Annotated in this window: 27 protein-coding genes and 1 pseudogene; 24 read left to right on the forward strand and 4 right to left on the reverse strand. The window is 34.5% G+C overall.

What is annotated here, in order from left to right; translation table 11 throughout:
- The 24 genes and pseudogenes from J3U37_RS06915 to J3U37_RS07030 form a co-directional block, all read left to right on the forward strand.
- A pseudogene (locus J3U37_RS06915) lies at positions 1-1,651 on the forward strand (hypothetical protein); the annotation flags it as partial.
- Entirely contained in the window at positions 1,651-2,334 is a 684-nt protein-coding gene (locus J3U37_RS06920) for a hypothetical protein (protein WP_267373975.1), read from the forward strand. The pseudogene J3U37_RS06915 and the gene J3U37_RS06920, both read left to right, overlap by 1 nt.
- Positions 2,335-2,395: 61 nt before the next feature.
- Positions 2,396-3,094, forward strand: coding sequence for a hypothetical protein (locus tag J3U37_RS06925; protein ID WP_267373977.1), 699 nt, complete (start codon positions 2,396-2,398; stop codon positions 3,092-3,094).
- Positions 3,095-3,155: 61 nt separating this feature from the next.
- The gene (locus J3U37_RS06930) at positions 3,156-3,839 is read left to right on the forward strand and encodes a hypothetical protein (RefSeq protein WP_267373979.1); all 684 of its coding nucleotides are present in this window, start codon (positions 3,156-3,158) and stop codon (positions 3,837-3,839) included.
- 447 nt (positions 3,840-4,286) lie between these two features.
- Positions 4,287-4,469, forward strand: coding sequence for a hypothetical protein (locus J3U37_RS06935; protein ID WP_267373982.1), 183 nt, complete (start codon positions 4,287-4,289; stop codon positions 4,467-4,469).
- Positions 4,470-4,529: 60 nt separating this feature from the next.
- Entirely contained in the window at positions 4,530-5,594 is a 1,065-nt protein-coding gene (locus J3U37_RS06940) for a T6SS immunity protein Tli4 family protein (protein WP_267373984.1), read from the forward strand.
- A gap of 56 nt (positions 5,595-5,650) precedes the next feature.
- Positions 5,651-6,712: a T6SS immunity protein Tli4 family protein gene (locus J3U37_RS06945; protein WP_267373986.1), complete on the forward strand. Its 1,062-nt coding sequence runs from the start codon at positions 5,651-5,653 to the stop codon at positions 6,710-6,712.
- A gap of 59 nt (positions 6,713-6,771) precedes the next feature.
- A complete protein-coding gene (locus J3U37_RS06950) occupies positions 6,772-7,830 on the forward strand; it encodes a T6SS immunity protein Tli4 family protein (protein WP_267373988.1) in 1,059 nt (352 codons plus the stop codon).
- Positions 7,831-7,890: 60 nt separating this feature from the next.
- Positions 7,891-8,946, forward strand: coding sequence for a T6SS immunity protein Tli4 family protein (locus J3U37_RS06955; protein ID WP_267373990.1), 1,056 nt, complete (start codon positions 7,891-7,893; stop codon positions 8,944-8,946).
- 752 nt (positions 8,947-9,698) lie between these two features.
- A complete protein-coding gene (locus tag J3U37_RS06960) occupies positions 9,699-9,863 on the forward strand; it encodes a hypothetical protein (RefSeq protein WP_267373992.1) in 165 nt (54 codons plus the stop codon).
- A complete protein-coding gene (locus J3U37_RS06965) occupies positions 9,835-9,963 on the forward strand; it encodes a hypothetical protein (protein WP_267373994.1) in 129 nt (42 codons plus the stop codon). Before J3U37_RS06960 ends, J3U37_RS06965 begins: the two co-directional genes overlap by 29 nt.
- Positions 9,964-10,032: 69 nt before the next feature.
- Entirely contained in the window at positions 10,033-10,281 is a 249-nt protein-coding gene (locus J3U37_RS06970; protein ID WP_267373995.1) for a hypothetical protein, read from the forward strand.
- Positions 10,274-10,441 (forward strand): hypothetical protein, encoded by a 168-nt coding sequence (locus tag J3U37_RS06975; RefSeq protein ID WP_220217502.1) that lies wholly within the window; start codon positions 10,274-10,276, stop codon positions 10,439-10,441. The genes J3U37_RS06970 and J3U37_RS06975 overlap by 8 nt, the downstream gene beginning before the upstream one ends.
- A gap of 460 nt (positions 10,442-10,901) precedes the next feature.
- The gene (locus J3U37_RS06980) at positions 10,902-12,077 is read left to right on the forward strand and encodes a pyridoxal phosphate-dependent aminotransferase (protein WP_267373997.1); all 1,176 of its coding nucleotides are present in this window, start codon (positions 10,902-10,904) and stop codon (positions 12,075-12,077) included.
- On the forward strand, positions 12,062-12,880 hold the full coding sequence (locus J3U37_RS06985) for a MetQ/NlpA family ABC transporter substrate-binding protein (protein WP_267336135.1): 819 nt from the start codon (positions 12,062-12,064) through the stop codon (positions 12,878-12,880). Before J3U37_RS06980 ends, J3U37_RS06985 begins: the two co-directional genes overlap by 16 nt.
- Before the next feature lie 2 nt (positions 12,881-12,882).
- Positions 12,883-13,902, forward strand: a complete 1,020-nt coding sequence (locus tag J3U37_RS06990) for a methionine ABC transporter ATP-binding protein (RefSeq protein WP_267329102.1) — start codon at positions 12,883-12,885, stop codon at positions 13,900-13,902.
- A complete protein-coding gene (locus tag J3U37_RS06995) occupies positions 13,902-14,573 on the forward strand; it encodes a methionine ABC transporter permease (RefSeq protein ID WP_366518719.1) in 672 nt (223 codons plus the stop codon). The genes J3U37_RS06990 and J3U37_RS06995 overlap by 1 nt, the downstream gene beginning before the upstream one ends.
- A gap of 13 nt (positions 14,574-14,586) precedes the next feature.
- Positions 14,587-15,945, forward strand: a complete 1,359-nt coding sequence (locus J3U37_RS07000; protein WP_267373999.1) for an FAD-binding oxidoreductase — start codon at positions 14,587-14,589, stop codon at positions 15,943-15,945.
- 458 nt (positions 15,946-16,403) lie between these two features.
- Entirely contained in the window at positions 16,404-17,624 is a 1,221-nt protein-coding gene (locus tag J3U37_RS07005) for an MFS transporter (protein ID WP_267374001.1), read from the forward strand.
- Between the two features lie 356 nt (positions 17,625-17,980).
- Positions 17,981-18,244: an SWEET family sugar transporter gene (locus J3U37_RS07010; protein WP_255556100.1), complete on the forward strand. Its 264-nt coding sequence runs from the start codon at positions 17,981-17,983 to the stop codon at positions 18,242-18,244.
- A gap of 376 nt (positions 18,245-18,620) precedes the next feature.
- On the forward strand, positions 18,621-18,845 hold the full coding sequence (locus J3U37_RS07015) for a hypothetical protein (protein WP_220217496.1): 225 nt from the start codon (positions 18,621-18,623) through the stop codon (positions 18,843-18,845).
- A 146-nt stretch (positions 18,846-18,991) separates the two neighbouring features.
- The gene (locus tag J3U37_RS07020) at positions 18,992-19,324 is read left to right on the forward strand and encodes a DUF1161 domain-containing protein (protein ID WP_267374002.1); all 333 of its coding nucleotides are present in this window, start codon (positions 18,992-18,994) and stop codon (positions 19,322-19,324) included.
- Positions 19,325-19,738: 414 nt separating this feature from the next.
- Positions 19,739-20,674, forward strand: coding sequence for a hypothetical protein (locus J3U37_RS07025; protein WP_267374004.1), 936 nt, complete (start codon positions 19,739-19,741; stop codon positions 20,672-20,674).
- A 2-nt stretch (positions 20,675-20,676) separates the two neighbouring features.
- Entirely contained in the window at positions 20,677-21,612 is a 936-nt protein-coding gene (locus J3U37_RS07030) for a hypothetical protein (protein WP_267336131.1), read from the forward strand.
- Positions 21,613-21,906: 294 nt separating this feature from the next.
- On the opposite strand, the gene asnA is transcribed toward J3U37_RS07030, so the two are convergent.
- The 4 genes from asnA to J3U37_RS07050 all read right to left on the reverse strand — a co-directional run bounded on the left by asnA (position 21,907) and on the right by J3U37_RS07050 (position 25,888).
- Positions 21,907-22,899 (reverse strand): aspartate--ammonia ligase, encoded by a 993-nt coding sequence (gene asnA / locus J3U37_RS07035; RefSeq protein WP_220217492.1) that lies wholly within the window; start codon positions 22,897-22,899, stop codon positions 21,907-21,909.
- A 139-nt stretch (positions 22,900-23,038) separates the two neighbouring features.
- A complete protein-coding gene (locus J3U37_RS07040) occupies positions 23,039-23,461 on the reverse strand; it encodes a hypothetical protein (RefSeq protein ID WP_267336130.1) in 423 nt (140 codons plus the stop codon).
- Positions 23,462-23,896: 435 nt separating this feature from the next.
- A complete protein-coding gene (gene allD, locus J3U37_RS07045) occupies positions 23,897-24,946 on the reverse strand; it encodes an ureidoglycolate dehydrogenase (protein WP_220217490.1) in 1,050 nt (349 codons plus the stop codon).
- A 39-nt stretch (positions 24,947-24,985) separates the two neighbouring features.
- Positions 24,986-25,888, reverse strand: coding sequence for a carbamate kinase (locus J3U37_RS07050; RefSeq protein ID WP_267374006.1), 903 nt, complete (start codon positions 25,886-25,888; stop codon positions 24,986-24,988).
- Positions 25,889-25,950: the final 62 nt, after the last annotated feature.

Raw genomic sequence — 25,950 nt, forward strand, 5'->3', positions numbered from 1 at the left:
GACCGACTATAATACTGTTTATTATCCTAAAACAATTTCTCTCAATTCTTCATTAGAATACGATGAAAGTTTTATGGCGATCGATAATGCTGAGCCTGATGTTATTTGGCGATATATCCAAGCGGGAAACAATCAAGGTATACCTATACAAGGTTGGATAAACACAAAAAAAGGTGCACAACAGCACATAAAACTCGTTACACCATGGCATTGGCCAGGATTCAATACCGTAGAAGAAAAATCCAAGGTTAGCGAACTATCGGCTAAAGTTGTAAAGAATAAAATGGCTACACTCGATTTAGAAGATTATAGCCCGGCAATGAAAGAATTACATCAAATCTTAGTGGGCACATTGCGTTATTCAACCCAGCGTAAAAAAACACCGCCATCTTTTACAGGGGATTATTTAAAAGAAGGTTTACGCAGAAGCTGGACAGCAGAGCGTATTGGGCACCTGTTAGTAAAATATGAAAGTGAATGGTATGCGGATGAAGCGCTAACAAAGTGGAATGAGATAGATGAGCTGTTTGAAGAAGAAAAAGACGAAAAGAAAGATTTTATATCTAAACTTTTAGACGAGCGGGGTATAGATAAAGAACATCAGAGAAAATTTGCATTCGATAAAGTAGACGAAGAGCTTGAACATATTAAAAGAGTCTGGCAAATCGAAAAAGAAAAGCGAATAAAACCCTCGTTATGGTGGAAAGACGTTGCCGACAAACAATCCTCTCAATCAACCAATACTAACAATGATGCACCGGCACTAACTAATCTATCAAAAGACGGCAAAGCATGGTTTATTCATCCCGTCGCAATGGTGGATTATTTTTCTGGAGCGGGAATTGTGGCTTATCATATCTATCAGGATGGAAAAATCGAGAAGCATATACCCGAAAAAATACTCCCAGGCTATGAGCGAAAATATCAATATGTGTATCATGATAAAGATGGCAATGAGCATGAAGTATGTATAGTGGATTGGCATACAACGAAAAAGAAAAAAAATGGTGAGAGAATGTTAACTGCACCAAATCGAAAAGATGAAGATATTCTTGAGTATAAAGAAAACGTTAATGAAGGGAATACCCAGAAAAGAGTTAAATATAAGAATGGCGATATTGCGGAGTATGGGTGGCATTCTAAAAAACTAGGTAATATTTGGCGAAAGTATGTAGCGTTAGATGAGGAGATAGTAATGATTAGGATGGTAGATGCCCTTAATTATATTAGCAGCGATGAAAATATAAAAATAGGTTATAGTTTTCACGACACTCAAAGACGATATACAAATCCAGCGGTGTTTGCCGCATTGATTGGAGCGTTAGCTGAGAATGGTATAGCATTTAAAACAGGTGGCAGTAGTTTTGAAGAGGGATCGTGTTTTCCAAGTGCTAATCACGCAAATGGCGCCTGTATTGATATTAACTATTTTTACAATACCGATGATGAAAAATTTTTATTGGCAATGGCAAAATTTCACTTTAAAGAAATCCTAGTTGGTAACCCTAATACAATAGATACAGATTATGTTGCATATATTTCTCACTATAAAAAATTAATCACTCTTGGCGGAGAAAATGGTAAGGATTTACACAATAATCATATGCACTTTGATAAATTTCAATACGAAATAGCCGAGGTCTATCTATAATGCAGATAAAGTCTTTAATTTATGGTTTATTATTTTTACCTATTTTAGCATGTTCGCATTCGTTAAACGCTTTAGTTCATACTAATCTATTACCTGTGGGAACGCCTCAAATTATAAATAAGAAGCTAGTTAAGGAAATCAACGATAATTGTTGGATTGACGATTATTTTTCTTATGTAAAAAATGGCTGGAAAGAATATGATAAAAGATGCAAATTATCGACCTTTTCTTCAACTCAGAATGTTAAAAATATATTTGAAGAACTACAAAAAAATAAAATTGTCTATTTATATCAATCCAATCAATTTAATATTTATTTAAAAAAAACGACCGATACAAAAAAATGCCTTGTTGAAGAAAAACAGCTTGAAGGTGAATGTGCAGTTTCACCCTATCAGTATATTATTACCATGTTTATCGAATCATCGGGCAAAATAATAAATCAACTTATTGTTTATTCTAATGAAGATCATGGAGGTGATTTGATTAAAGTGAAATTAGATTTTTACATCGATAAACAATTAAATGTTTGGCTACTTGAACATATTTTAGATGAAGAAGGTTCATCTGCGACTCTGTGGCAACATTACCAAATTAGTAACAAAGGAAAGTTTAATTTGCTGGATGAAATAAAATGTCAGTTCGAAAATGGCGGTCTTAAATTGGTTTGTAAAAATAAATAGTCAGCATATCAATTCAGTAATTTGAGAACTTTCAATATGAAATAATAAGGGTGTTTCTATAATGCAGATAAAGTCTTTATTTTATGGTTTATTATTTTTACCTATTTTAGCATGTTCACATTCGTTGAACGCTTTAACTCATACTAATTTATTACCTGTGGGAACGCCTCAAATTATAAATAAGAAGCTGGTTAAGGATATTAACGATAATTGTAGAATTGACGATTATTTTTCTTATACAGAGGAAAAGCAGAAAGAGTATCATAAAAAGTGTAAATTATCGACTTTTTCTTCAACTCAGAATGTTAGAAATATATTTGAAGAACTACAAAAAAATAAAATTGTCTATTTATATCAATCCAATCAATTTAATATTTATTTAAAAAAAACGACCGATACAAAAAAATGCCTTGTTGACGGAAAACAGCTTGAAGTTAAATGTGCAGTTTCCCCCGAACAGTTTATTATTACGATGTTTATTGAATCATCGAGCAAAATAATAAATCAACTTATTGTTTATTCAAGTGAATATTATCAGAATAGCATGTCTCAAAAGACATTAGATTTTTACATCGATAAGCAATTAAATATTTGGCTATTTGAACATTTCTTCTTCGAAGAAAGTGCAATGGCTTCTTTGTGGCAACATTACAAAATTAATAACAAAGGAAAGTTTAATTTGCTCGATGAAATCAAATGTCAGTTCGAAAATGGCGGTCTTAAATTGGTTTGTAAAAATAAAAATTTTAAAAATAAATAGTCAGCATATCAATCCAGTAATTTGAGAACTTTCAATATGAAATAATAAGGGTGTTTCTATAATGCAGATAAAGTCTTTATTTTATGGTTTATTATTTTTAACTATTTTAACATGTTCACATTCATTGAACGCTTTAGTTCATACTAATCTATTGCCTGTAGGAAAACCTCAAATTATAAATAAGAAGCTGGTTAAGGATATTAACGATAATTGTTGGATTGACGGTTATTTTTCTTATGAAGAAGAAGACTGGAAAAAATATCGTAAAAGATGCAAATTATCGACCTTTTCTTCAAATCAAAGTTTTAAAAAAATCTTTGAAGAACTACAAAAAAATAAAATTGTCTATTTATATCAATCCAAGCAATTTAATATTTATTTAAAAAAAACGACCGATACAGGCATTTGTCTTGTTGAAGAAAAACAGCTTGAAGGTGAATGTGCAATTTCACCCACCAAGTTTATTATTACGATGTTTATCGAATCATCGAGCAAAATAATAAATCAACTTATTGTTTATTATAATGAAGATTATGGAAGTGATATGGCTCAAGTGACATTAGATTTTTACATCGATAAACAATTAAATATTTGGCTATTTAAACATATTTTAGATGAAGAAGGTGCGTCTGCGACTTTGTGGCAACATTACAAAATTAATAACAAAGGAAAGTTTAATTTACTGGATGAAATCAAATGTCAGTTCGAAAATGGCGGCCTTAAATTGGTTTGTAAAAATAAATAGTCAGCTTGCTTTAATTGAGTAAAGTGCTATATCAATTTAGGGATATAAATCTCATAGTTTTAAAGTGAATTATAAGCCAATCTGAGTATGATCATCTCTTTAAGGGATATCTACCGATACATATAGAATGTATCCACTAACGGTAAAGCCTTGTTTTTTCATCCGGTAGCAATGGTGGATTATTTTTAGGGGATTAGATATTAAGACTTATCTATCATGATGTAAAGATCGAAAACATGAACAAAACAGTTGCAAAATATATCGAAACCACGTAACTTATTAGTTATATTTCGATAATATTATTCTTTGTTTTAAACACTTAGGACAGGCATAGCATCATGGATAGTATGCTAATTGTTTTTAAATACTTAATATCAAGTGTGCTTCCTCCCCATACTTCCCTTATTGTTGGTTCCTATATTGTTAAAATAACTGAAAGGAATACACATGGCAAAGGACCTGTCCAACTTTATTCTAAATCAAAAAGAGGGTCATAATCCATGGTTGCAACTTCTAGTAGTTGGGAAACAAAAAGAATCAAAAGGGAAAACACCTTTAACTAAAGATGAAATCTACCAAATAGCGAAAACCATTGAAGCGTCAATAAAACTTAGAGCGACAGAACAATAGCTAGTAATTAACGTAAGCAATAACATGGAATGTAAGGTAAATAAAAAGGGAGAAAATGAGATGAAAAAGGCGCTCCTTTTAATAGGTTTATTAAGCCTAAGCACAACAGCCCAGGCGGTAGAACTCACCTATAAAACCGAGTGTATTGGTTCCTATACCTTAGATTTACCCGATAATCTTGAAGTGGCACTTTACCCGACAAATAAGTACCTTAAACCTAAATCTCGTTTTCCTGTCTATTTTCAAGATGGTAAATGGGCAATATTATCTGCTTTTAATTATAATCGAAATAATTTATCAATTACTGCAAAATGGAACGATGAAAAATTAAAAAATGCAAAACAACAAATAGCTATAGAAAATCAGATTGTTAAAACTAATAATTCTAATGATATGGTGGAATTGTGGAATGAAAATAATAATTTGGGTTTTTATGCAAAAGAGGGAGCATCTGTAACTTTTATTAAAAATAATACAATATATTCATTTTTTACAACTAATCGCTACCAAGGCGAAAAAAAAGATTTTGAATTTTATAAGCAGAACGCCCAAGCAATTATTAATGGTTTTTCTACCCGTGAACTGTTTGAGGTGCCACAAATTGCTGGTAAATGTATCCCTTTTGGCTTTGTCGCCGGGAATGATGCCTCTCTACCCCTTATTTTAACCGTCTCTTTTCGTTTAAAAGAGCACCCTGATATCGTTATTTCGTTTACTGAAAATACACGCTCATTTACTAATCTCTTGCGCTATGATGCCAAAGAGGAAATAAATCTATTTTGGAATAGTAATTACGATATAAGTAATCGAAATATAAAAAACATTAAATTACTAGGCTTTCCTATAAAGTATCGGGATATTAAAATGGATGGACGTAATGGCTTAGCGGGTTTTGTTGAAATACGTTATAAAGATAAATCGCCGTCCGACTATGGTTATTACGGCGTAGTGTCTTACTATTCCCGAAACACGCCAAACAGCAAAACCAACCACCCATGGTTACAGCTATCTGTTATTGGCAAACAGAGCGAAGCAAAAGGAAAAATCCCCCTAACAGAAGATGAAATCTACCAAATGGCAAAAACCATTGAAGCATCAATAAAGCGTCGAGCAACAGAACAATAATGGCATTACAAGCAATTAATAATATGAGGCCTAAGGCAAATAAAGGAAAAAACAAAATGAAAAAGATGATTTTTTTATTTGGTGTTTTAAGCCTTAATACAACTCTGGCGGTAGAACTCACCTATAAAACCGAGTGTATTGGCTCATATACCTTAGATTTACCTGACAATCTTGAGGTAGCACTTTATCCGACAAATAAATACCTTAAACCAAAATCCCGTTTCCCTATCTATTTTCAAGATGGTAAATGGGCCATTTTATCAGCTTTTAATTATAACCAAAATAATTTATCAATTACTGCAAAATGGAACGATGAAGAGTTAAAAATAGCAAAGCATCAAATAGCTATAGAGAATAGTAATGTTAAAGACAGCAATTTCAATGATATGGTAGAAATATGGGAAAAAGATAATAATTTGGGGTTTTATACAAAAAATGGAGCTCGTGTAACTTTTATAGACAAAAATAGAATTTATTCTTTTTTTACAAATGATTTTCGCCAAGCGGAAGAAAAAAATTCTGATTTTTATAAAGATAACGTCGAAGCAATTATTAACGGTTTTTCGCCTCGTGAACTGTTTGAAGTGCCGCCTACCGCAGGTAAATGTATTCCATTTGGCTTTGTCGCCGGTGATAATTCCAACATACCCCTTATTTTAACCGTCTCTTTTCGATTAAAAGAGCACCCTGATATCGTTATTTCGTTTACTGAAAATACAAGTTCTTTTACCAATCTCTTGCGTTATGATGCCAAAGAGGAAATCAATCTATTTTGGAATAGTAATTACGATATAAGTAATCGAAATATAAAAAACATTAAATTACTAGGCTTCCCCATAAAGTATCGGGATATCAAAATGGATGGGCGTAATGGCTTAGCGGGTTTTGTTGAAATACGTTATAAAGATAAATCACCCTCAGATTATGGTTATTATGGCGTAGTGTCTTACTATTCCCGAAACACCTCAAACAGCAAAACCAATCATCCGTGGCTACAGCTATCAGTTATTGGAAAACGTAGTGAAGCAAAAGGGAAAATCCCCCTAACGGAAGATGAAATTTATCAAATGGCGAAAACCATTGAAGCATCAATAAAACGCAGAGCAACAGAACAATAGTTAACAATTACTTAAGTAATAACATGGAATATAAGGTAAATAAAAAGGGAGAAAACACGATGAAAAAGACGCTCCTTTTACTCGGCTTATTAAGCCTAAGCGTAACTACCCAAGCGGTAGAACTCGCCTATAAAACCGAGTGTATTGGCTCATATACTTTAGATTTACCCGATAATCTTGAAATCGCACTCAATCCAATAGAACATTATTTTGAACCCAGTTCAAAATCTCCAAACTATTTTGCAGATAAAAAATGGGCAATTTTATCTGTTTTTAATTATAATCGTAATATATTAGATATTTATGATGGTAATTTAAATAAAACAGCTAAACAGCAGGTTATAAACAAATTAATTGAAGAATCCGATAATCGCTCAGAAACTAACTCAAAACGTAAATTAAAAAAAATAAATATAAATAATATAATTGGTTACTATAGTGATTTTGCTAGTAACTTAGCATTTTACCCAAATAATCATATTTATAATTTTTATTCAAATGAATATTACCAAGGTGAAAAAAAAGATTTTGAGTTTTATAAACAAAACGCCGAAGCAATTATTAATGGTTTTTCCACTCGTGAACTGTTTGAGCTGCCACAAACCGCAGGTAAATGTATTCCATTTGGCTTTGTCGCCGGTAATGATGCCTCCATACCCCTTATTTTAACCGTCTCTTTTCGGTTAAAAGAGCACCCTGATATCGTTATTTCGTTTACTGAAAATACACGATCATTTACCAATCTCTTGCGCTATGATGCCAAAGAAGAAATCAATCTATTTTGGAACAGTAATTACGATATAAGTAATCGAAATATTAAAAATATTAAATTACTAGGCTTTCCCATAAAGTATCGGGATATCAAAATGGATGGGCGTAATGGCTTAGCGGGTTTTGTTGAAATACGTTATAAAGATAAATCACCGTCCGACTATGGTTATTATGCTGTAGTTGAACCTTATCAAACTAAAAAAGAGTGTCATAATCCATGGTTACAACTTCTAGTAGTTGGGAAACAAAAAGAATCAAAAGGGAAAACACCTTTAACTAAAGATGAAATCTACCAAATAGCGAAAACCATTGAAGCGTCAATAAAACTTAGAGCGACAGAACAATAGCTAGTAATTAACGTAAGCAATAACATGGAATGTAAGGTAAATAAAAAGGGAGAAAATGAGATGAAAAAGGCGCTCCTTTTAATAGGTTTATTAAGCCTAAGCACAACAGCCCAGGCGGTAGAACTCACCTATAAAACCGAATGTATTGGCTCCTATACCTTAGATTTACCTGATAATCTTGAAGTGGCTCTTTATCCTACCAATCAATACTTTAAACCAAAATCTCGTTTTCCTGTTTATTTTCGAGATGGTAAATGGGCTATGTTATCTGTTTTTAATTATAATATAAATGATTTAGCTATTACTAATAGCTGGAGTGATGAGGAAATAATTGATGTTAGAAAACGATTATATAAATTTAATCAGGAAGTTAAAATCAATAACCCTAATAATCTTGTAGAATTATGGGAAAAAGAGAATAGTTTTGGTTATTATTCAAAAAATGCATCTCGCGTAAATTTTATTATAAAAAATAGAGTTTACTCTTTTCATACATCAAATCGTTCATATTATGAAGAAAAAAATTTTGATTTTTATAAAGATAACGTTGAAGCAATTATTAATGGTTTTTCCACTCGTGAGCTGTTTGAGCTGCCACAAACCGCAGGTAAATGTATTCCATTTGGCTTTGTCGCCGGTAATGATGCCTCCATACCCCTTATTTTAACCGTCTCTTTTCGGTTAAAAGAGCACCCTGATATTGTTATTTCGTTTACTGAAAATACACGATCATTTACCAATCTCTTGCGTTATGATGCCAAAGAGGAAATCAATCTATTTTGGAATAGTAATTACGATATAAGTAATCGAAATATTAAAAATATTAAATTACTAGGCTTCCCCATAAAGTATCGGGATATCAAAATGGATGGACGTAATGGCTTAGCGGGTTTTGTTGAAATACGTTATAAAGATAAATCGCCGTCCGACTATGGTTATTATGCTGTAGTTGAACCTTATCAAACTAAAAAAGAGGGTCATAATCCATGGTTACAACTTCTAGTAGTTGGGAAACAAAAAGAATCAAAAGGGAAAACACCTTTAACTAAAGATGAAATCTACCAAATAGCGAAAACCATTGAAGCGTCAATAAAACTTAGAGAGACAGAACAATAGCTAGTAATTAACGTAAGCAATAACATGGAATGTAAGGTAAATAAAAAGGGAGAAAATGAAATGAAAAAGACGCTTCTTTTAATCGGTCTATTAAGCCTAAGCGTAAATACCCTCGCACTCAAACTCACTTTTTATATTATGAAGCCTAGTCTCTATAAAATACCATAATGGACAATAAAAAAATCAATATTTAATAGATAACTCATCATTTCATTGCATTTTTTTATTGATAGGTTATATCGTTGCTACGCAAATAACTATAATGTCTTATAAGTTAGCAAAAGGTATTATAGTTAAAATTTATTGTGATCTAATTAATATTCGATGAGATTTTCAAACAATTTTTACTGAATATTTCAGCGGAAAATTTATCAAAAAACACTGGATTTGAATTCATATTCCCTGAAATAGATAGTAAGATTGGATAGAATTATTAAGCAGTGAAAGGGATCCCAAAAATCACGAGTATGCCTAAAATTATCCTTAAAAAGAGAATGTTTCCTGCTATCTGATATAAGCTGGCTTTTTACTAAAAAATTGCTAGTTAACTAAAAAAAAACGGAATTTAACTATGCCTTACGCCAAATATGACGGAACAAATAAAACCTATAAAGATTAAGAAGAGTTATTAAAAAACCGGTATTAGTATTCCTGATCCCATACTCCCTCCTTAAAAACTGGTTAAACTAACCGGTACTTTGACCGAATTCAAAGGTATATTTTGTGAAGCACCATTATTTGATGGTGCTTATATGATTAAGGAAGAAAGAAAAAAACAACAAGCAAAAATGCGTAGCGGAGCTGCATTGGCAACGGTAGCAGGCAATGGCACCGCAGCACTGGCATCGCTTGGTCATGGTGATGATATTCATCGGAGTAACTATTTTGATGCAATATATTACAGCTCAATTAAATAATTATCTTACATTAAGAGGTTGGCTTGGTTTTTATCAATTTAAAGAGGGGGATGAGGTCGAAGTTGTGGCCGAAAAGCATGCTGACCATTATGAAGTATAAGCAATGCTAAAACCCAGCGAACAAATTATCTGCATTATTCCGCCTTGTACAGGTGGCCGCAAGCAATCTTTGAAACGTAATTTATTACCGCTTATTATAATTTATATACTTTTTACGGTTTGTATGGTTTATTTAGTTGCGACATTTACAGTAGATAATTTGGTTACAGCTTTTGTCGGAGCTGGAATGATATTTATCCCGGCAATGTTTATTATCTATAAAAATAGTATTGTAACCTTTGTGACATTAGCTGAGAGAATATTTTCGACCTTAGGTTGGCAAAATGTTAAAAATATTGATTTGATTTTTTATGAGTAAACAGCAAGTCAAACGACGTATAGCCGAAGGTAAATATACTGATGATTATGATAATAAAACAAATGATTTTTATACAAGACCTCCAAAATCAGGCGCTGGTTGGTGCTTGTTCTATTACGACCCTGAAGTTGTTTGCGAAAAGAGCTCTAGAAAAAATTGATGAATACTTTTTGAGTCGCTAAGACTATCGTCAGTAAGCGATATTAAATTGCTCAATTGGATCTTTAACGGGGTTTTATACTGAAACACATATAAAATCTGAAACTTTTTGACAATCAACATCAAGTTTGTCGAGTCGTGCCGTTATCATATTGGTATTATTTTTTAAACAAAGTTAATGTTATTTTTCTGACTGTATAGAGTTAAATTGCTGTAACTAACCGGGGTTATGAATAATGTTTAGGTTAATTGTTTTTTGATTTGCGTCTATGTTGTTTCTCTGCCATATATTTTATTCAAGCTTGCACAGCTAGTTGAATTGCAATTAACCATATACGATTAATAATCGTGGTTATAAATAAAAATTATAAAGATATATAAATATATTATTTAACAGTAAAAATAGAGTTTTGTATTATACTTGCTAGCCTTATAATTTATAAATATAAATAAAGAAAATAATGCATAAACTCGCTAAACGACTCGACCATTTTTCTGATTCGGTTATTCGCCGAATGACCCGAATTGCCAATCAGTATCAAGCTATCAACCTTTCACAAGGATTTCCTGACTTTGACCCACCGCAAGCCTTGATTGAAGCATTGAAACAAGCCGCACAGCAAGGTCCGCATCAGTATGAAATAACGTGGGGCTCGCGTGAGTTTAGGCAGTTGTTGGCTAAAAAACAACAAAGATTGATGAATATTGAGATCGATCCTGAGGAAAACATTCTAGTCACATGTGGCAGTACTGAAGCCATGATGTGCGCGGTGATGACGATCTGTGATCCGAAAGATAAAGTTATCATCTTTTCTCCTTTTTATGAAAATTACGGCGCAGATGCCATTTTATCTGATGCTACTCCCATTTATGTTCCACTAAAACCGCCGACATTTGAATTTGATAAACAAGAGTTAAGGCAAGCTTTTGAGCAAGGCGCTAAAGCATTAATTTTATGTAATCCTAGCAACCCTTGCGGTAAAGTATTTACTCAAGACGAACTTGAATATATCAGTCAATTAGCGATTGAGTTTGATGCTTATGTGATCACCGATGAGGTGTACGAGCATATTGTTTATCCGCCTTATCAACATCTTTATTTAGCCAACTTTCCCGGAATGCAGCAACGCACGATTAGTTGCAGTTCATTATCGAAAACCTATTCGATCACCGGTTGGCGTTTGGGTTATATCATTGCTGATAAATCGATTATTGATGGATGTAAAATGATCCATGATTTTTTAACTGTGGGCGCAGCTGCACCATTGCAAAAAGCTGCTTGTGCAGGGTTGGCTTTAACTGATGATTATTATGCGCAGCTAACACAAACTTATATGGCTAAACGTCAGCTGTTTTTGCAAGGTTTAGATAAGATTGGGCTTAGCTATTATCCGCCGCAAGGTGCTTATTATGTGCTGGTAGATATTTCAGCATTTAACCCATTTAAAACTGATTTTGAATTTTGTGAATGGTTAATCAAAGAGGTGGGAGTCGCTGCGGTTCCCGGTTCGGCTTTTTTCAAACATCCTGAATATCGTTATATTCGTTTTCATTTTGCTAAACAACAACAAACCTTGATTGATGCTTTAGAAAGATTATCCAAATTTAAGGAAAAATTATTATGTTTAAAAAATTAATCGCATTCGCTTTTGCCGTTTTATCAACAGTGGTACTGTTAACAGGTTGTGACAACAGTAAAAAAGAAAATCATATTATCGTTGGTGTTGCGGCGGGTCCTTATGGTGATATGTTTGAGCAAGCGATAGCGCCCGGATTGGTTAAAAAAGGGTATAGTGTTGAGATCCGTGAATTTAGTGATTACGTTCAACCTAATCTTGCTTTAGCAAATAAAGAGATCGACGTTAATTTGTTTCAACATCTCACTTATTTGAATAATTTCAAACAAGCACGCCAATTAGATATTGTAGCAATCGGTTTTGTCCCGACTGCTGGGGCGGGTATTTATTCTAATAAAATAACCGATTTTTCGCAGTTAAAAAACGGCGATCAAGTGACGATTGCCAATGATGTCACTAACGAAGCGCGAGCGCTACGAATTTTACAAGCAGCCGGATTAATTAAGCTTGATCCAACTATTGATAAAAATAACCTTACACCAAGCAATATTATTGAGAATCGTTATGGATTAAATATTGTTCCTATCGAAGCGCCACAAACGCCACGTTCTTTAGATAGTGCGGTATTGTCAGTTGTAAATGGTAATTATGCTATTGGTGCCGGCTTAGATTTGTCTAAAGCGCTTTATACGGAAGTATTAGATAAAGACCTTAAAAATGTCATTGCCATTCGCACCGAATCGAAAGAGACATTAGGCAAAGATCTGATTGAAGTGCTTAAATCGCCGGAATTTAGCCAAGTGATTGAAGATAAAAATGGTATTTTTTACACCTTTCAAAAACCTGATTATCAATTATTCTAACTATGCAAACTACACCTCTTATTGAAGTAAAAAATGTGTCGGTGCATTTTAAGGCAAAAAATCAGTTGATAGAAGCGGTCAATAATGTTTCATTTGATGTTTATCAAGGCGATATCTTTGGCATTATCGGCTCCAGTGGAGCCGGTAAAAGTACACTGGTGAGAACACTTAATCGACTTGCTGAACCGTCCAGCGGGCAAATCATAATTAATGGTATTGATATCAATACGTTAAAAGGCCGTCATTTACAAGCCTTTCGTTTTCAAGTCGGTATGATTTTCCAAAATTTTAATTTGGCTTCATCAAAAACGGTATTTGAAAATATCGCTTTTGTACTTAAAGCGGCGGGTAAAAAAGGCGATGCGGTTAAAAACAGAGTTAAAGAGCTACTTGCCCTTGTCGGATTAAGTGATAAAGCTGATGCTTATCCGGCCGAACTTAGTGGCGGGCAAAAGCAACGGGTTGGGATAGCTCGTGCCTTAGCTAATGAGGCTAAAATACTGCTTTGTGATGAAGCAACCAGCGCTTTAGATCCAACAACGACAAGCGCAATCTTAGATTTACTCAAAGCGCTTAATCAAAAGTTTGGTTTAACTATTGTGCTTATCACCCATGAAATTGATGTGGTAAAAAAAATCTGCAACCGTGTTGCGGTCATGTCACAAGGTCGGATTGTTGAGATGAATACAACATTTAATCTTTTCGCTTGCCCAAAACAGCCTTTTACTCAAGATTTTCTTAACATTGATGAAAACACCCATTTGCCGGATCTAATCAAGCAAAATGCACAAGGTAAGTTAGTGCGTCTACGTTATATTAATGAAAACACTACGCAACCTATCTTGTATCAAACAGCCTTAGAAACGCAGGTCGCATTTAATATTTTGCATGGATTTATTGAATACTTTGATGATCAAGCATTGGGCAATTTAGTCATAGCGTTGATAGGCGAGCCGGATAATATTAATCATCTTATTACCAAACTTGCTAATCAAGGTGTCATTATTGAGGAGATAAATTGATGATCAAACTGACTATCGCCCAAATGGCTCAAATGTTATGGCAAGCCGCCTATGAGACTTTTATCATGGTAAGCTGGTCTTTGGTTGCCGGTATTGTGTTTGGTACCCTAATTGGTTTACTGCTTTTTTTACTCTCCAGTCCGTTCTTTTTTAAAAATAGCGTGGTGAATAATATTGCTAATTTTATCATCAATGCGACACGTTCAATACCATTTTTAATTCTCATGGTCACGGTTCTACCGTTAGGTGCGCTTATTGTGGGCACAACGGTAGGGCCTAAAGCGGTGATCTTTCCTTTATCTTTAGCTGCGATCGCATTTTATGCACGATTAGCTGAAAATGCCTTTAGTCAGATTGATAAAGGGGTAATTGAAGCCGCGGTTGCAAGTGGTGCTTCACATATTCGAATTATAGCCGGAATACTATTTCCTGAAGCCATGGCGCAATTAATTCGCCATGCAACAGTAACAACCATTTCGTTAATCAGTTTTAGTTCAATGGCGGGGGTAGTTGGTGGCGGTGGTATAGGTGATTTAGCTATTCGTTATGGCTATCAGCGATATGTGACTGAAATTCTTGTTTTATGTATTATTATTCTGATTATGATTGTCATGCTAATACAATTTTTAGGGGACAAGCTCGCTAATCATTTTGACAGAAGTTACAAGTAATGAGTATAAGAATATGAAAAACTTAGCAGATCTTATTGCAGATCCTCAGCGTATTGTTTACCAAAAAGCGATTGCGCAATCACAGCTTAGTGATGGCTTAAAATTGAAATTTGGTCACGCCGATGTGTTGGTCTATCCACTAACCACAGCAGAAGTCGCAGCCATTGTAAAATATGCCAATGATAACGCCATTAATATTACAACACGAGGCGCAGGTACCAATTTAGTCGGTTCAACTATTCCCAATGGCGGGATTATTATTGATCTCTCATTGATGAATAAGTTGATAGAATTGGATAAACAAACCTTTACCGTCACAGTGCAACCCGGCATGTTATTAGAAGATCTGCAACAATTTGTTGAGCAGCATGATCTTTTCTATCCACCCGATCCGGGGGCAAAAAATGCCACAATTGGTGGCAATATTAGTACTAATGCCGGTGGGATGCGGGCGGTTAAATACGGTGTGACTCGGGATTATGTTCAAGCAATTGAAGTTGTCATTGCCGACGGCACTGTTTTAAATTTTGGTAGTAAAAATGTAAAAGATAATACCGGGTTATCGTTAAAGCATCTATTTATTGGTAGTGAAGGGACACTTGGGATTATTACTCAATGTACCTTAAAGCTAATTGCAAAACCCAAAGTTTTTGAAACGGTAATTTTAGGATTTGCCAGCCTTGCACAGGCCGTTGCCAATATTACCACTATTTTGCAAACATTAACGCCAACCGCATTGGAATTGGTAGAACGGCAAGTTGCTCAGTGGGGGGAGCGTTATTCAGGTTTTCAATTTCCGCTTGCTGATGCTAAGGCCTATTTGATTATTATGTTAGATGCCTTAGATACTCAATCTATTTTGCAGCAACGTCAACTGTTATTAGCCAATCTAAGTGATTGTCGTTATTATGTTGCCGAAACAGCCCAACAAGCCAATCAAATTTGGGCAGTGAGAGGATCGCTGGTTCGGGCAGTTGAAGCTGTGACAGAACAAGATCCGATTGATACAGTTGTACCAATCAATCGAATTGCCGACTTTATCACATTTACCAAACAGTTATCAGAAGAAACCGGCGTACGTATGCTCGCTTTTGGGCATGCCGGTGACGGTAATATTCATTTATGTATACTTCGTGACGGGCGTTCAGATTCAGTGTGGCTTACTCAACTAACACAGATTCATGAAGCCCTTTATCAAAAATGCCATGAATTAGGAGGATTACCATCCGCTGAGCATGGAATTGGAACAGCCAAAGTAAACTATTTTAAGCAGGCGATACCTGAAAAAAATCGTCATTTAATGCAGTTAATTAAACAGCAGTATGACCCAAAAAATATACTTAATAATCAGGTGTATATCACCCAAAATTAGTCGAAGATTTTAGCTGATTGTGATATTAATCGCTGCTTTAAATACTCACAAATAGTGGGTTTGCAGTTAGTTTTTGGGACTAGAAAATGTGATATCTGTTTCAATCATCTAAAATTAACCAAATCGTGTCTAATTTGGTTATCAACAGTAAAACAAAGGTTAAATCCACTGACTCATTAACTTATTTTGTGGCGTTATAATGCAATATTGATTTTTAAAAGCTCTTAGGGTGAACGATTAACCTACCATTTTAATCTCTATATCCAAAGCAATAGTATCATTTATCTGGTTTAAAATAGGCTTATCAAATCGCATATTGAAACTAATATTCAGCTAAAGAATGACTGTTGCACAAGCATAAAATTTTCTAAAATGCCGGTTAAATTCGATTAAGTTATGGACATTTTAATCAAAATTTGATTTGATCCAGTTACGTTTACCATTTTTTTATATCGATTATGCAACGTTCTAAAACTTTATCACTAACGACCAACAAACTGTTACTTATTGCCGGTACCGGCTGGCTATTTGATGCAATGGATGTTGGATTGCTTTCTTTTATTTTAGCGGCTTTAAAACAAGATTGGGGCTTATCAGCCACCCAGTTAGGTACAATTGGAAGTGTCAACTCAATAGGTATGGCTGTGGGGGCTTTCGTTTTTGGTCTCTATGCGGATAAAAAAGGTCGCAAAGCCGCTTTTTTATTTACCTTACTAATGTTTAGCATCGCCAGCGGCTTAAGTGCTTTTGCTTGGGGACTGTATAGCCTGCTGGTGCTTCGATTTTTCATTGGAATGGGACTAGGGGGTGAATTACCGGTTGCCTCTACCTTGGTGAGTGAAAGTGTTGCGCCAAATGTACGTGGCCGTGTTGTGGTGTTACTGGAAAGTTTTTGGGCTGTTGGTTGGATATTGGCAGCGTTGATCGCTTACTTTTTGATACCATTACCGTCAGTAGGGTGGCGAGGTGCAATGATTTTATGTGCCATGCCAGCTTTTTACGCACTCTACTTGCGGTTTAACCTGCCTGATTCGCCAACTTATAGCCATTCAAATGAGATAATAAAAAAAGAAACGGTTATACAAAAGATTCGATTACTTTTTTCAAAACCATTTCGTTTGCAAAGTGTTATGTTATGGATAGTTTGGTTTTGTGTGGTATTTTCCTATTACGGTATGTTTTTATGGCTACCGAGTGTCATGATGATGAAAGGTTTTGATATGGTCAAAAGCTTTCAATACATCTTAATTATGACACTGGCGCAGTTACCTGGCTATTTTACCGTTGCATGGTTAATTGAACGAGTAGGGCGTAAATGGGTTTTAGTTTCCTATTTATCCGGCACATTAATCAGTGCTTATTTATTTGGACAAGCCGATACAGCCAACCAGTTGCTCATTTACGGCGCATTATTGTCATTTTTTAACTTAGGTGCTTGGGGAGCCATGTACGCTTATACACCGGAACAATATAGTACCAATATTCGGGCAACCGGATCGGGAATGGCGGCATCTGTTGGTCGAATCGGTGGCATTTTAGGTCCATTAATGGTGGGATTATTAATGGCGAAAGATTTTAGTGTTAGCGCCATTTTTGCTTTATTTAGCCTATCAATTTTAGTGGCAATTATGGCCATTGTGATATTAGGCAAAGAAACAAAGCAAACCGAATTAACTTAACGTAACGAAGTTAACGATAAAACCTATGGGGCCAATCCCATAGGTTGACAAGATGATAAATCCACTCGTTGCGCTAACTTTAACATTCATATCTTGCATTGCAACTGATCTATGTTATTAAGCCTCACGGGATTTAGCGCTTTTGTTAAGCTAAGCCGTTAATAATACTCTCTAAAGTATGTTTTAATGCGGTTAGGTAGGTGTCGGTTGGGGGGATAAAAGCGAATAACTCCGCCAGCATTATGGTCAATATTTAATGATATTTTACTTTTTCACATCTTATCGCAAGTTTAATTTTTATTAGATATATGCTAGAGTTTTATGCCTCCATTCATTTTTGAGCAGGCAGGTAGATCTTGAATCTCTCACCGAAAGCTTTTCATTATTTGGGCATCATTGCAACCATTGCATCATTAGGTATGTATGTTTCTTATATCCCACAAATCATTGATAATCTTCATGGGTTTAAATCTAATCCAACACAACCCCTAGCCGCCGCTATAAACTGTTCATTATGGGTCTGTTATGGCTTATTACGTGAAAAGAAAGATTGGCCAATTGCTATTGCCAATTCTCCCGGCGTTATTTTTGGCTTAATGGCTTTTTTTACCGCTTTATAAATTCCAATAATAGTCAGTGTCACAGCAAATCACTATTTGCTGTGACACATTGGCTAATCTTTTGCGCTTTTCGTTTTATATTGGGCTAATATTTTCTGATTTATTGTCTTAATCGATACTTAATAAAAATAGGTTATTTTTTAACCGCATCAAAAAATCAATAATAATTAGAGCATTATCAAGTTATCAACAGGTTTGTTAATCACTTATCAAATTAAGCAGTGCATAAATGTGCTCCTTGCAGTGAATAAAATCATCTAAATTTAAAATTAACAACCATTGTCATTGCTTAAATATTAGCATATATTGAAAGTGCTATAGAGATAGGCTTATTTCCAGCTTACTGATAGATCAAATAATAAATAAGGAAATTACGATGAAAAATCTCAATCTTTCAGATGAATTAATTAAAGACTTTATTTATTCAATGTATCGTAAAGAAGTCTTATTAAACTTAAAAGGCGTTGTGTTAACTGAAGAAGACCGTAATAAACTTCACAAAAAACGTGATTTTGTCAATAGTTTATCGCAAGCCGATATCGAAGATATTCGGTCTTGGATCTTAAATAAATTGAAAACGTTAGAAAACAGACATAACTAAACTTGCTGCATCATCTTGAAAATAATATTTTTAAAATCGCTAATTGCACTACCACTTTTTAATTAGATAAAAAGTATATTATTAGATTTATCAATAGGCTGATATTTTATTGATAAATATGTATACATGAAAGGAAAGAAAAGAAAATGAAAAAATTAGTCTCTGTTTTACTGATGAGCTTACCGATGATTGCAGGTGCATCAAATTGTGAAGAAGTTAGTGCAAAGATTGCCGATAAGATTCAAAATAATGGTGTTGATGCCAGCCGTTTTGAACTTAAGCATGTATCGGTTGATGAATCACAACAAGTTGAAGGGAAAGTTGTCGGATCTTGTGACGGTGGTCGTCAAAAAATTATTTATGTGCGATTAAATGATGTATCTGCTTCATCGCCAACAGAGTCAACAGCCCCAGCTAAACCGGATGAAATATCCCCAACTCCCGAGAAATCAGTACCCGATGAGGATGTTCAATCGTAATACCTAATCAATTAAACATCTTGCTAAAAAGCTAAATATTAGGGCGAAAGCCCTAACTGGCTTTTTTCTCATTATTATCATATCTTTTTGCTCAAATAAATGGCATTTTTTATTTGTTTTGAGATTCATGATAAATAGCCAGATGTGTTGATAACGTTATTGTTAAAGCGCTAAAACCTCCAATTGGGAATGAAAAAGTATCTAAATTATGAAGATAAAAAGTAATACCATAATATCATTACTGAGTAATAATAGGTTTTTGAATTCAATATGGATGGTAATGACATGTAGTTTTGGGGTATTCCTTTTAAAGGTAAATATAAAGGCAATAATACAAACTTTGAAGGATCATTCAATTTCCGTTTCCATATCCCCGAAGGCTCAGACGAATTAGAAGTTATAAGATAGGTAATCATGAAAAGATTAATCAGTTTATTTTTAATTAGCAGTTTTTTGTTTTCTTGCGGACAAGAAAACCAAGAAAAACAAATGGAAGAAATCATACAACAAGAATTAGCCTTAACGCAAAATTACACACATCGCCCGGCATTCGGCGCACAAGTTACCAAAAACGGATGCAAACTCATTATTGAAGTCGAGGGAGCACAAGATTATCGATTTATTGATAATAATGGACAATCAACCATGCTTCCTTTAAATGTTTTATTATTCAATGCCGGTAAAAAAAATGTCATCATCAAAGTCTACCCGAGAGATGGAGAAGATTATCTATCTAAATACGCTAATGCATCTGTTACCATATACCGAGCAGCCGACAAGAATACTTCTTTAAAAGATTATCAACAAATTGCCGAATTTAACTTGCCACAAGGGTTGGAAGAGCAAAAGTTACCTTATTATGAAGCTAAATTGATGATTGATGTTGATGTACCCTTTACTTACGATCAGGAGCTTGCAGCATCAGTTAATTTAAAAAATGTCCCAAATATCGAACAAAAAATTGTCGAAAAATATAATCAAATAAGAACAATATGCATTAACAGAGATGAAATTGTATATCATAGGGAATTTCTTCATTCTTCAGGTATTGTATCAAACACAACCTACGAAAATACTTATGAGGAAATAAAAAATTCATATAAAATGAAGCCAATGTTAATCGATTCGGATTCTAGAATAACGAATCACGAATTTTTGCCTATCGAAAACTATACTATACAATATTATGCCAACGGTAAAATTGTGGCACTTTGGCAAAAAAATCTATGTCCAATGCTTTATATGAAAGCTCGTGTAAAAAATGATGAAGGAGAAGAAAGAAATATAGAAGGAGGTCGGCCTATTTTCTTATATATGCCACAAGGAAGCAATGAGTTGAAGGTATGGTAACGATGAAAAAATTAATCAGTTTATTTTTAATTAGCAGTTTTTTGTTTTCTTGCGGACAAGCACCAAAAACAGATAAACAAATAATTCAAGAAACTATGCAAGCAATTGAAATGCCAAAGCAGTACCAGCAAGAACCGTTCTATTATGTCGGAATTTACAGTGCTAATATTAAATGGGAACTATTTGTTAATGATGTACAAATGTTTGCCCATTATCAAGGTAAAATTACCAGTCCCATTGTCCCACTAAATTATAATATACTGGGCAGTGGTAAACAAAAAATAACCTTTCGCATTTATCCCCCGAATGGACAGGCTGTTTTAGGCGAGTATGCCTCTTTTAGAATGAGATTATTTTTCAATAAAAATTTTAGGGATAAGGAAGATCCTGAAATCCCTATACTAGATTTCGAACTGCCTTATGAAGAGACTAAAGATTTACCTTATTTTGAAAAATCGTTTGAATTTGAAGCGCAAGTGCCTTATCAAATAACAGGTTGGACAAAATCTAAAGATTTAACCAAAGTCCCCGATTTAGAAAAGAAAGTAGTTAAAAAAATAGAGGCGTTGCGTACTATTTTAGAAAATAAGGATTCAGAAGCTTACTTTCAAGCAGTTATGCCCAGATCGAAAGAACAATTTATCTGTCTATATGCTACTCAACAAGAAATTGAAAATTCTTTTCAAGAAGACTCTTTAACCAACGGGCAGCTTTCAAAAATATTGGATGATATACAAATTTTACCGATTACTGACTATCAGATAATACTTGAACCCAATAATAGGATTGTAAAATTAAGACAAAAAGACGATGATAGTTTTACAGACGGAATTAAATTTAAAGCAATTGATAAAGAAGATAAAAAGGAGATTACTGGAGGTTATTACTTCCGTTTTCATATACCCGAAGGCTCAGACGAATTAGAAGTTATAAGATAGGTAATAATAAAAAAATAATCAGCTTGTTTTTACTTAGTTATTTTTTGTTTTATTACGGATAAGAAAAAAATAGAAGAAACTAAGAAAAAGGGAATTATGCAAAATTCCCTTTTGTTTAAAAAGGTTAGCAACGGCAGTGTTGTAATTGTTAAGCGCGTTACCGTAGAACGGTAACGCATTTTTATAACTTACCTTACAATCACATGTTAAAAAGCGTGATGCTATCGATTAAACAATTTTCCTTTCAATCGATCCTATTAATATCTCTAAATGTCGTGAAGATATCCACATCAATTAAAGTAAATTTGGATATTGTTGGCTTGTGGTGTTGTCCCAAACACTGGCTTGTACTTGTCCAATATGGTTTTGCTGTAAAAGTAACATCACTAAACGAGATTGCCCAATGCCACCACCAATAGTTTGCAATAGTTCGCCGTTTATTAGAGCTTGATGCCAAGCATAATTTAAGCGATCTTCATCATTAGTGATCTTTAATTGGCGCTTTAATGTTTCTGGATCGACACGAATACCCATTGATGAAATTTCAAAAGCGCTATTTAATACCGGATTCCATACTAAAATATCGCCATTTAAGCCTTTAGAACCTAAATCATTATCGCTACTCCAATCGTCATAATCCGGTGCACGCACATCATGTTTTTCGTTATTTGATAGTTTGCCACCGATGCCGATTAAAAACACTGCGCCTAGCTCTTTAGCAATAGCATTTTCACGCTCTTTAGGGGTTAAATTAGGGTAGCGTTTTAATAATTGTTCACTATCCATAAATGTAATGGTTTCAGGGAGGAAACGTGATAAGTGATATTTTTGTGACACCGCATTTTCGGTTGCTTTAATAGCACTATAGATTTTTTCAACAGTCTGTTTTAAATAGGTTAAATTTCTATCTTGCGGGCTGATTACTTTTTCCCAATCCCATTGATCAACATAAACCGAATGAATAGGCGATAATTGATCTTCATCCGGGCGTAAAGCTTTCATATTGGTATAAAGGCCTTCACCGACGGCAAAGTGGTGACAACTTAAAATTTTACGCTTCCATTTAGCAAGTGAATGAACCACTTCAAATTGGCTATCCGGTATTGTTTTTACCTTTACTTGTACCGCATTTTCTGTTCCCGATAAATTATCTTGAATACCGTCGCCAACTCTGCTTAAAATCGGCGCTTGTACTTCTATAAGTGATAAATTTTCGGCCAATTTATCAGCAAAAAATTGTTTTACAAAACTAATCCTTTGTTGTTGCTCTTTGAATGATATTGTCATGTTTACTCTCTAATTTTGTGTTTAGGTTTGAATATAAATTGAATCGAAAAAGCATGAAGCAAATTAGTTTAAGAATGCTTTTTCAACTTCATTAACAATCAAGTTAGTATTAAGCAAAAATTTTATAAGTATTATAAATTTAATTTGTTTTTGCTGATAAAAAATAATCGTTAATAATTTGTTTTAAATTAGCTTTTTGCCATTTTCCGATCAACAACAGATTGGGCAGTTTAAATTCGAATTTTTGATTATCGACCATGAAAGATAATTTACTACGTATAGTGCCCCGTTTGAATTGTAGATTGGTAATCTTTTCCATTGGGATTTTTTTTATATTTTTGGTTAAGTCACCTAATAGAGTTAACTTAATTAAAATAATCTGATTGGGTTGGAAGTAAATTAAATAGTGTTTAATCAATAAAGTAGCAAAAAAATTAAAAAGTATATATTGCCAAAGTGAGGCATCTTTCAAAATATATAGTATTGATTTATCGTCAAATTCTGGTAATTTTTCGAGCTCGAAATAGTCTTTTATTTTGTCTAATTTAAAACCATTATTCATTTCAATCCTTATTCCTATTCAACATTGATTTACGATAAATTGAGCAATATATTACCACTCTTTTCGTGAATTTTTCATTAATAAAATTCGCAAATAAATTGAATATTCTGCATTGAAGGCTTGATATCGGATTGGATAAAAAATAGTCTTGTCAAGAAGTTTCAGAAATACCCTACGTTTAAGTATAAAACTATTTTAATTTATTCATTAAACAATAAAACGCTAAAGGTGTGTGGTTAGTATAAATAAGGTAGCGTTAGCTGGTGGTTTTATTAAATGGATAATGGAATAAATAAAAGTCTTGTCAAGAAGTTTCAGAAATACCCTATGTTTAAGTATAAAACGGATAGTATCAATAATAACAGGGTAATACCAAATTAATTATGGGGAGCTATAGTGCTTATTTGGTATTCCCTGTATTGATAGTAAACGACTTTACTCGGCGAATTTATTTTTATGATCATAGCGGTTGTAATGAATATCATCACTAATGAGATATTGATAAATATCATCCACTATTTCGATGCCATTTTTTTGATAATCCGCTTCGCGTTTTTTGCCTCGCTCACCCGGGAAGTATACTTCACTATTGCCCTTAGCCGGTTTGACTTGCTTAAGTTGATCGAGCATCGCTGACATGGTTTTTTTGAAGGTATCTAAACCAATGAAATATTCAGGGTTGATAACAATATGGAGATGTCCCAAATCGCGCCCTTTTGATAAATCGGCATACATCGAAGAGACATTTTTACCAAATGGTAGACCAAGTAATATGCCTGACAAAATATCAACCATCATCATTAAACCATAGCCTTTAGCTCCAGCAATAGGTACCAATGCATTAACTTTATGTGAATCGGTAGTCGGTTCGCCATTTTCATCCACTGCCCATGTTGGTGGAATTGGTTCGCCTTTGGAACGAGCATAAAGTACTTTACCCCATGCTTGTACGGTGGTTGCCATATCAAATGATACGATACGCTCATCGGCTGTCGGGGCGGCAAAAGCTATTGGATTGGTACCAAAAAATGCTTGTGCACCGCCAAACGGTACTGCCATGGGGTCGGATTGACACATCGATATTGCCACTAAGTCTTGTTCGGCTGCCATTTCGGTAAAATAACACAGTGATCCACTGTGTGACATGCGCTTGATGCCAACAACAGCGACGCCATTTTTTTTGGCCATTTCGATTGCTTTGTCCATTCCCATTTTTGCTGCCACCAAACCACAGCCGTTATCGAAATCTAAAATGGCGCTTGACGGCCCGGTTTCTGTATAGGTAATTTGTGGATTGTGGGTCATGCCACCTTTAGCGATACGCTCAGAATAATACTCTACTCTCACTGCGCCGTGGGAGTGGATTCCTCGTGCATCGGCAAAAGCTAATGCGTCTGCGGCAATATCTGCATGTTCTTTGCTTAATCCGGCTTTATGCATTTTTTTGGCGATTAAGTCATGTAATGTTTTTCTGTCGATTCTCATAATAAAACTCCCATTTGTTGCTTATAACTGTTTCTGTCTCTATTTGGTGACAATCGTGCCTTTGATGCCGGCGAGTAATGACTCGATATCGGTTAAATTGCCAATATAGGCTTTATTGCCGGTGTTATTAACAAACTCAATGACGGATTTGACTTTAGGTCCTATTGCGCCGTCATCAATTGCCAGTGGTTTTAAACGCTCGGTATTAACATGTCTTAATGCTGTTTGTGCTTGCGTTCCCCAGTTTTCATATACTGCATCGGCGTCGGTTAGTATCATCAGATGATCGGCTTTGAGTTGTATAGCAAGTTGCGCAGCACTGTGATCTTTATCGATTACCGCTTCAACGCCTGTGTATCCGGTTTTTTGTTTAATAACCGGAATTCCGCCACCTCCATTACAAATAACAATATTATCATCGGCCAGCAGTTTTTTTATGGTGTCAATTTCCAGAATTTTTTGCGGTTTGGGTGAGGGCACAACGCGGCGTATTGCCTTGCCGTCTGCTTTGAATGTCCAACCATATTGGCTTTGCAGATGTTGTTGATCTTTTGGATCATACACAGGTCCTATAAATTTGGTTGGGTTGCTAAATGCAGGATCATCACTCGCTACTTCTACCTGAGTGAGTAGCGTGACAACCTGTTTAACTGTTTCTTGTTGCTGTAAGCTTTGCCCAATCATATAGCCAAGCATGCCTTGAGTTTGCGCAACGAGTATATCAAGTGGATAGGCTGGCACGGCTTGATAGGCGGCATTTTGTAATGCCAGTAGTCCCACCTGTGGACCATTGCCGTGAACAATAACCAATCGATATTTTCCCGCTAATTTAGCAATCAATTTGGTTGTAGCATGAATGTTTCGGTATTGATTTTCAATCGTTAATGATTCGTTGCGTTTGGAAATGGCATTACCACCTAAAGCAATAACAATTAGCTCCATAGTCAATCCTTGCTATTTGGGTTGTTGGTTAAGTATTAAAATAATCTGTTTGATGTTTCTGG

The organism is Gilliamella sp. B3172 (assembly GCF_026536465.1).
In the GTDB taxonomy this organism is placed as follows: Bacteria; Pseudomonadota; Gammaproteobacteria; order Enterobacterales; family Orbaceae; genus Gilliamella.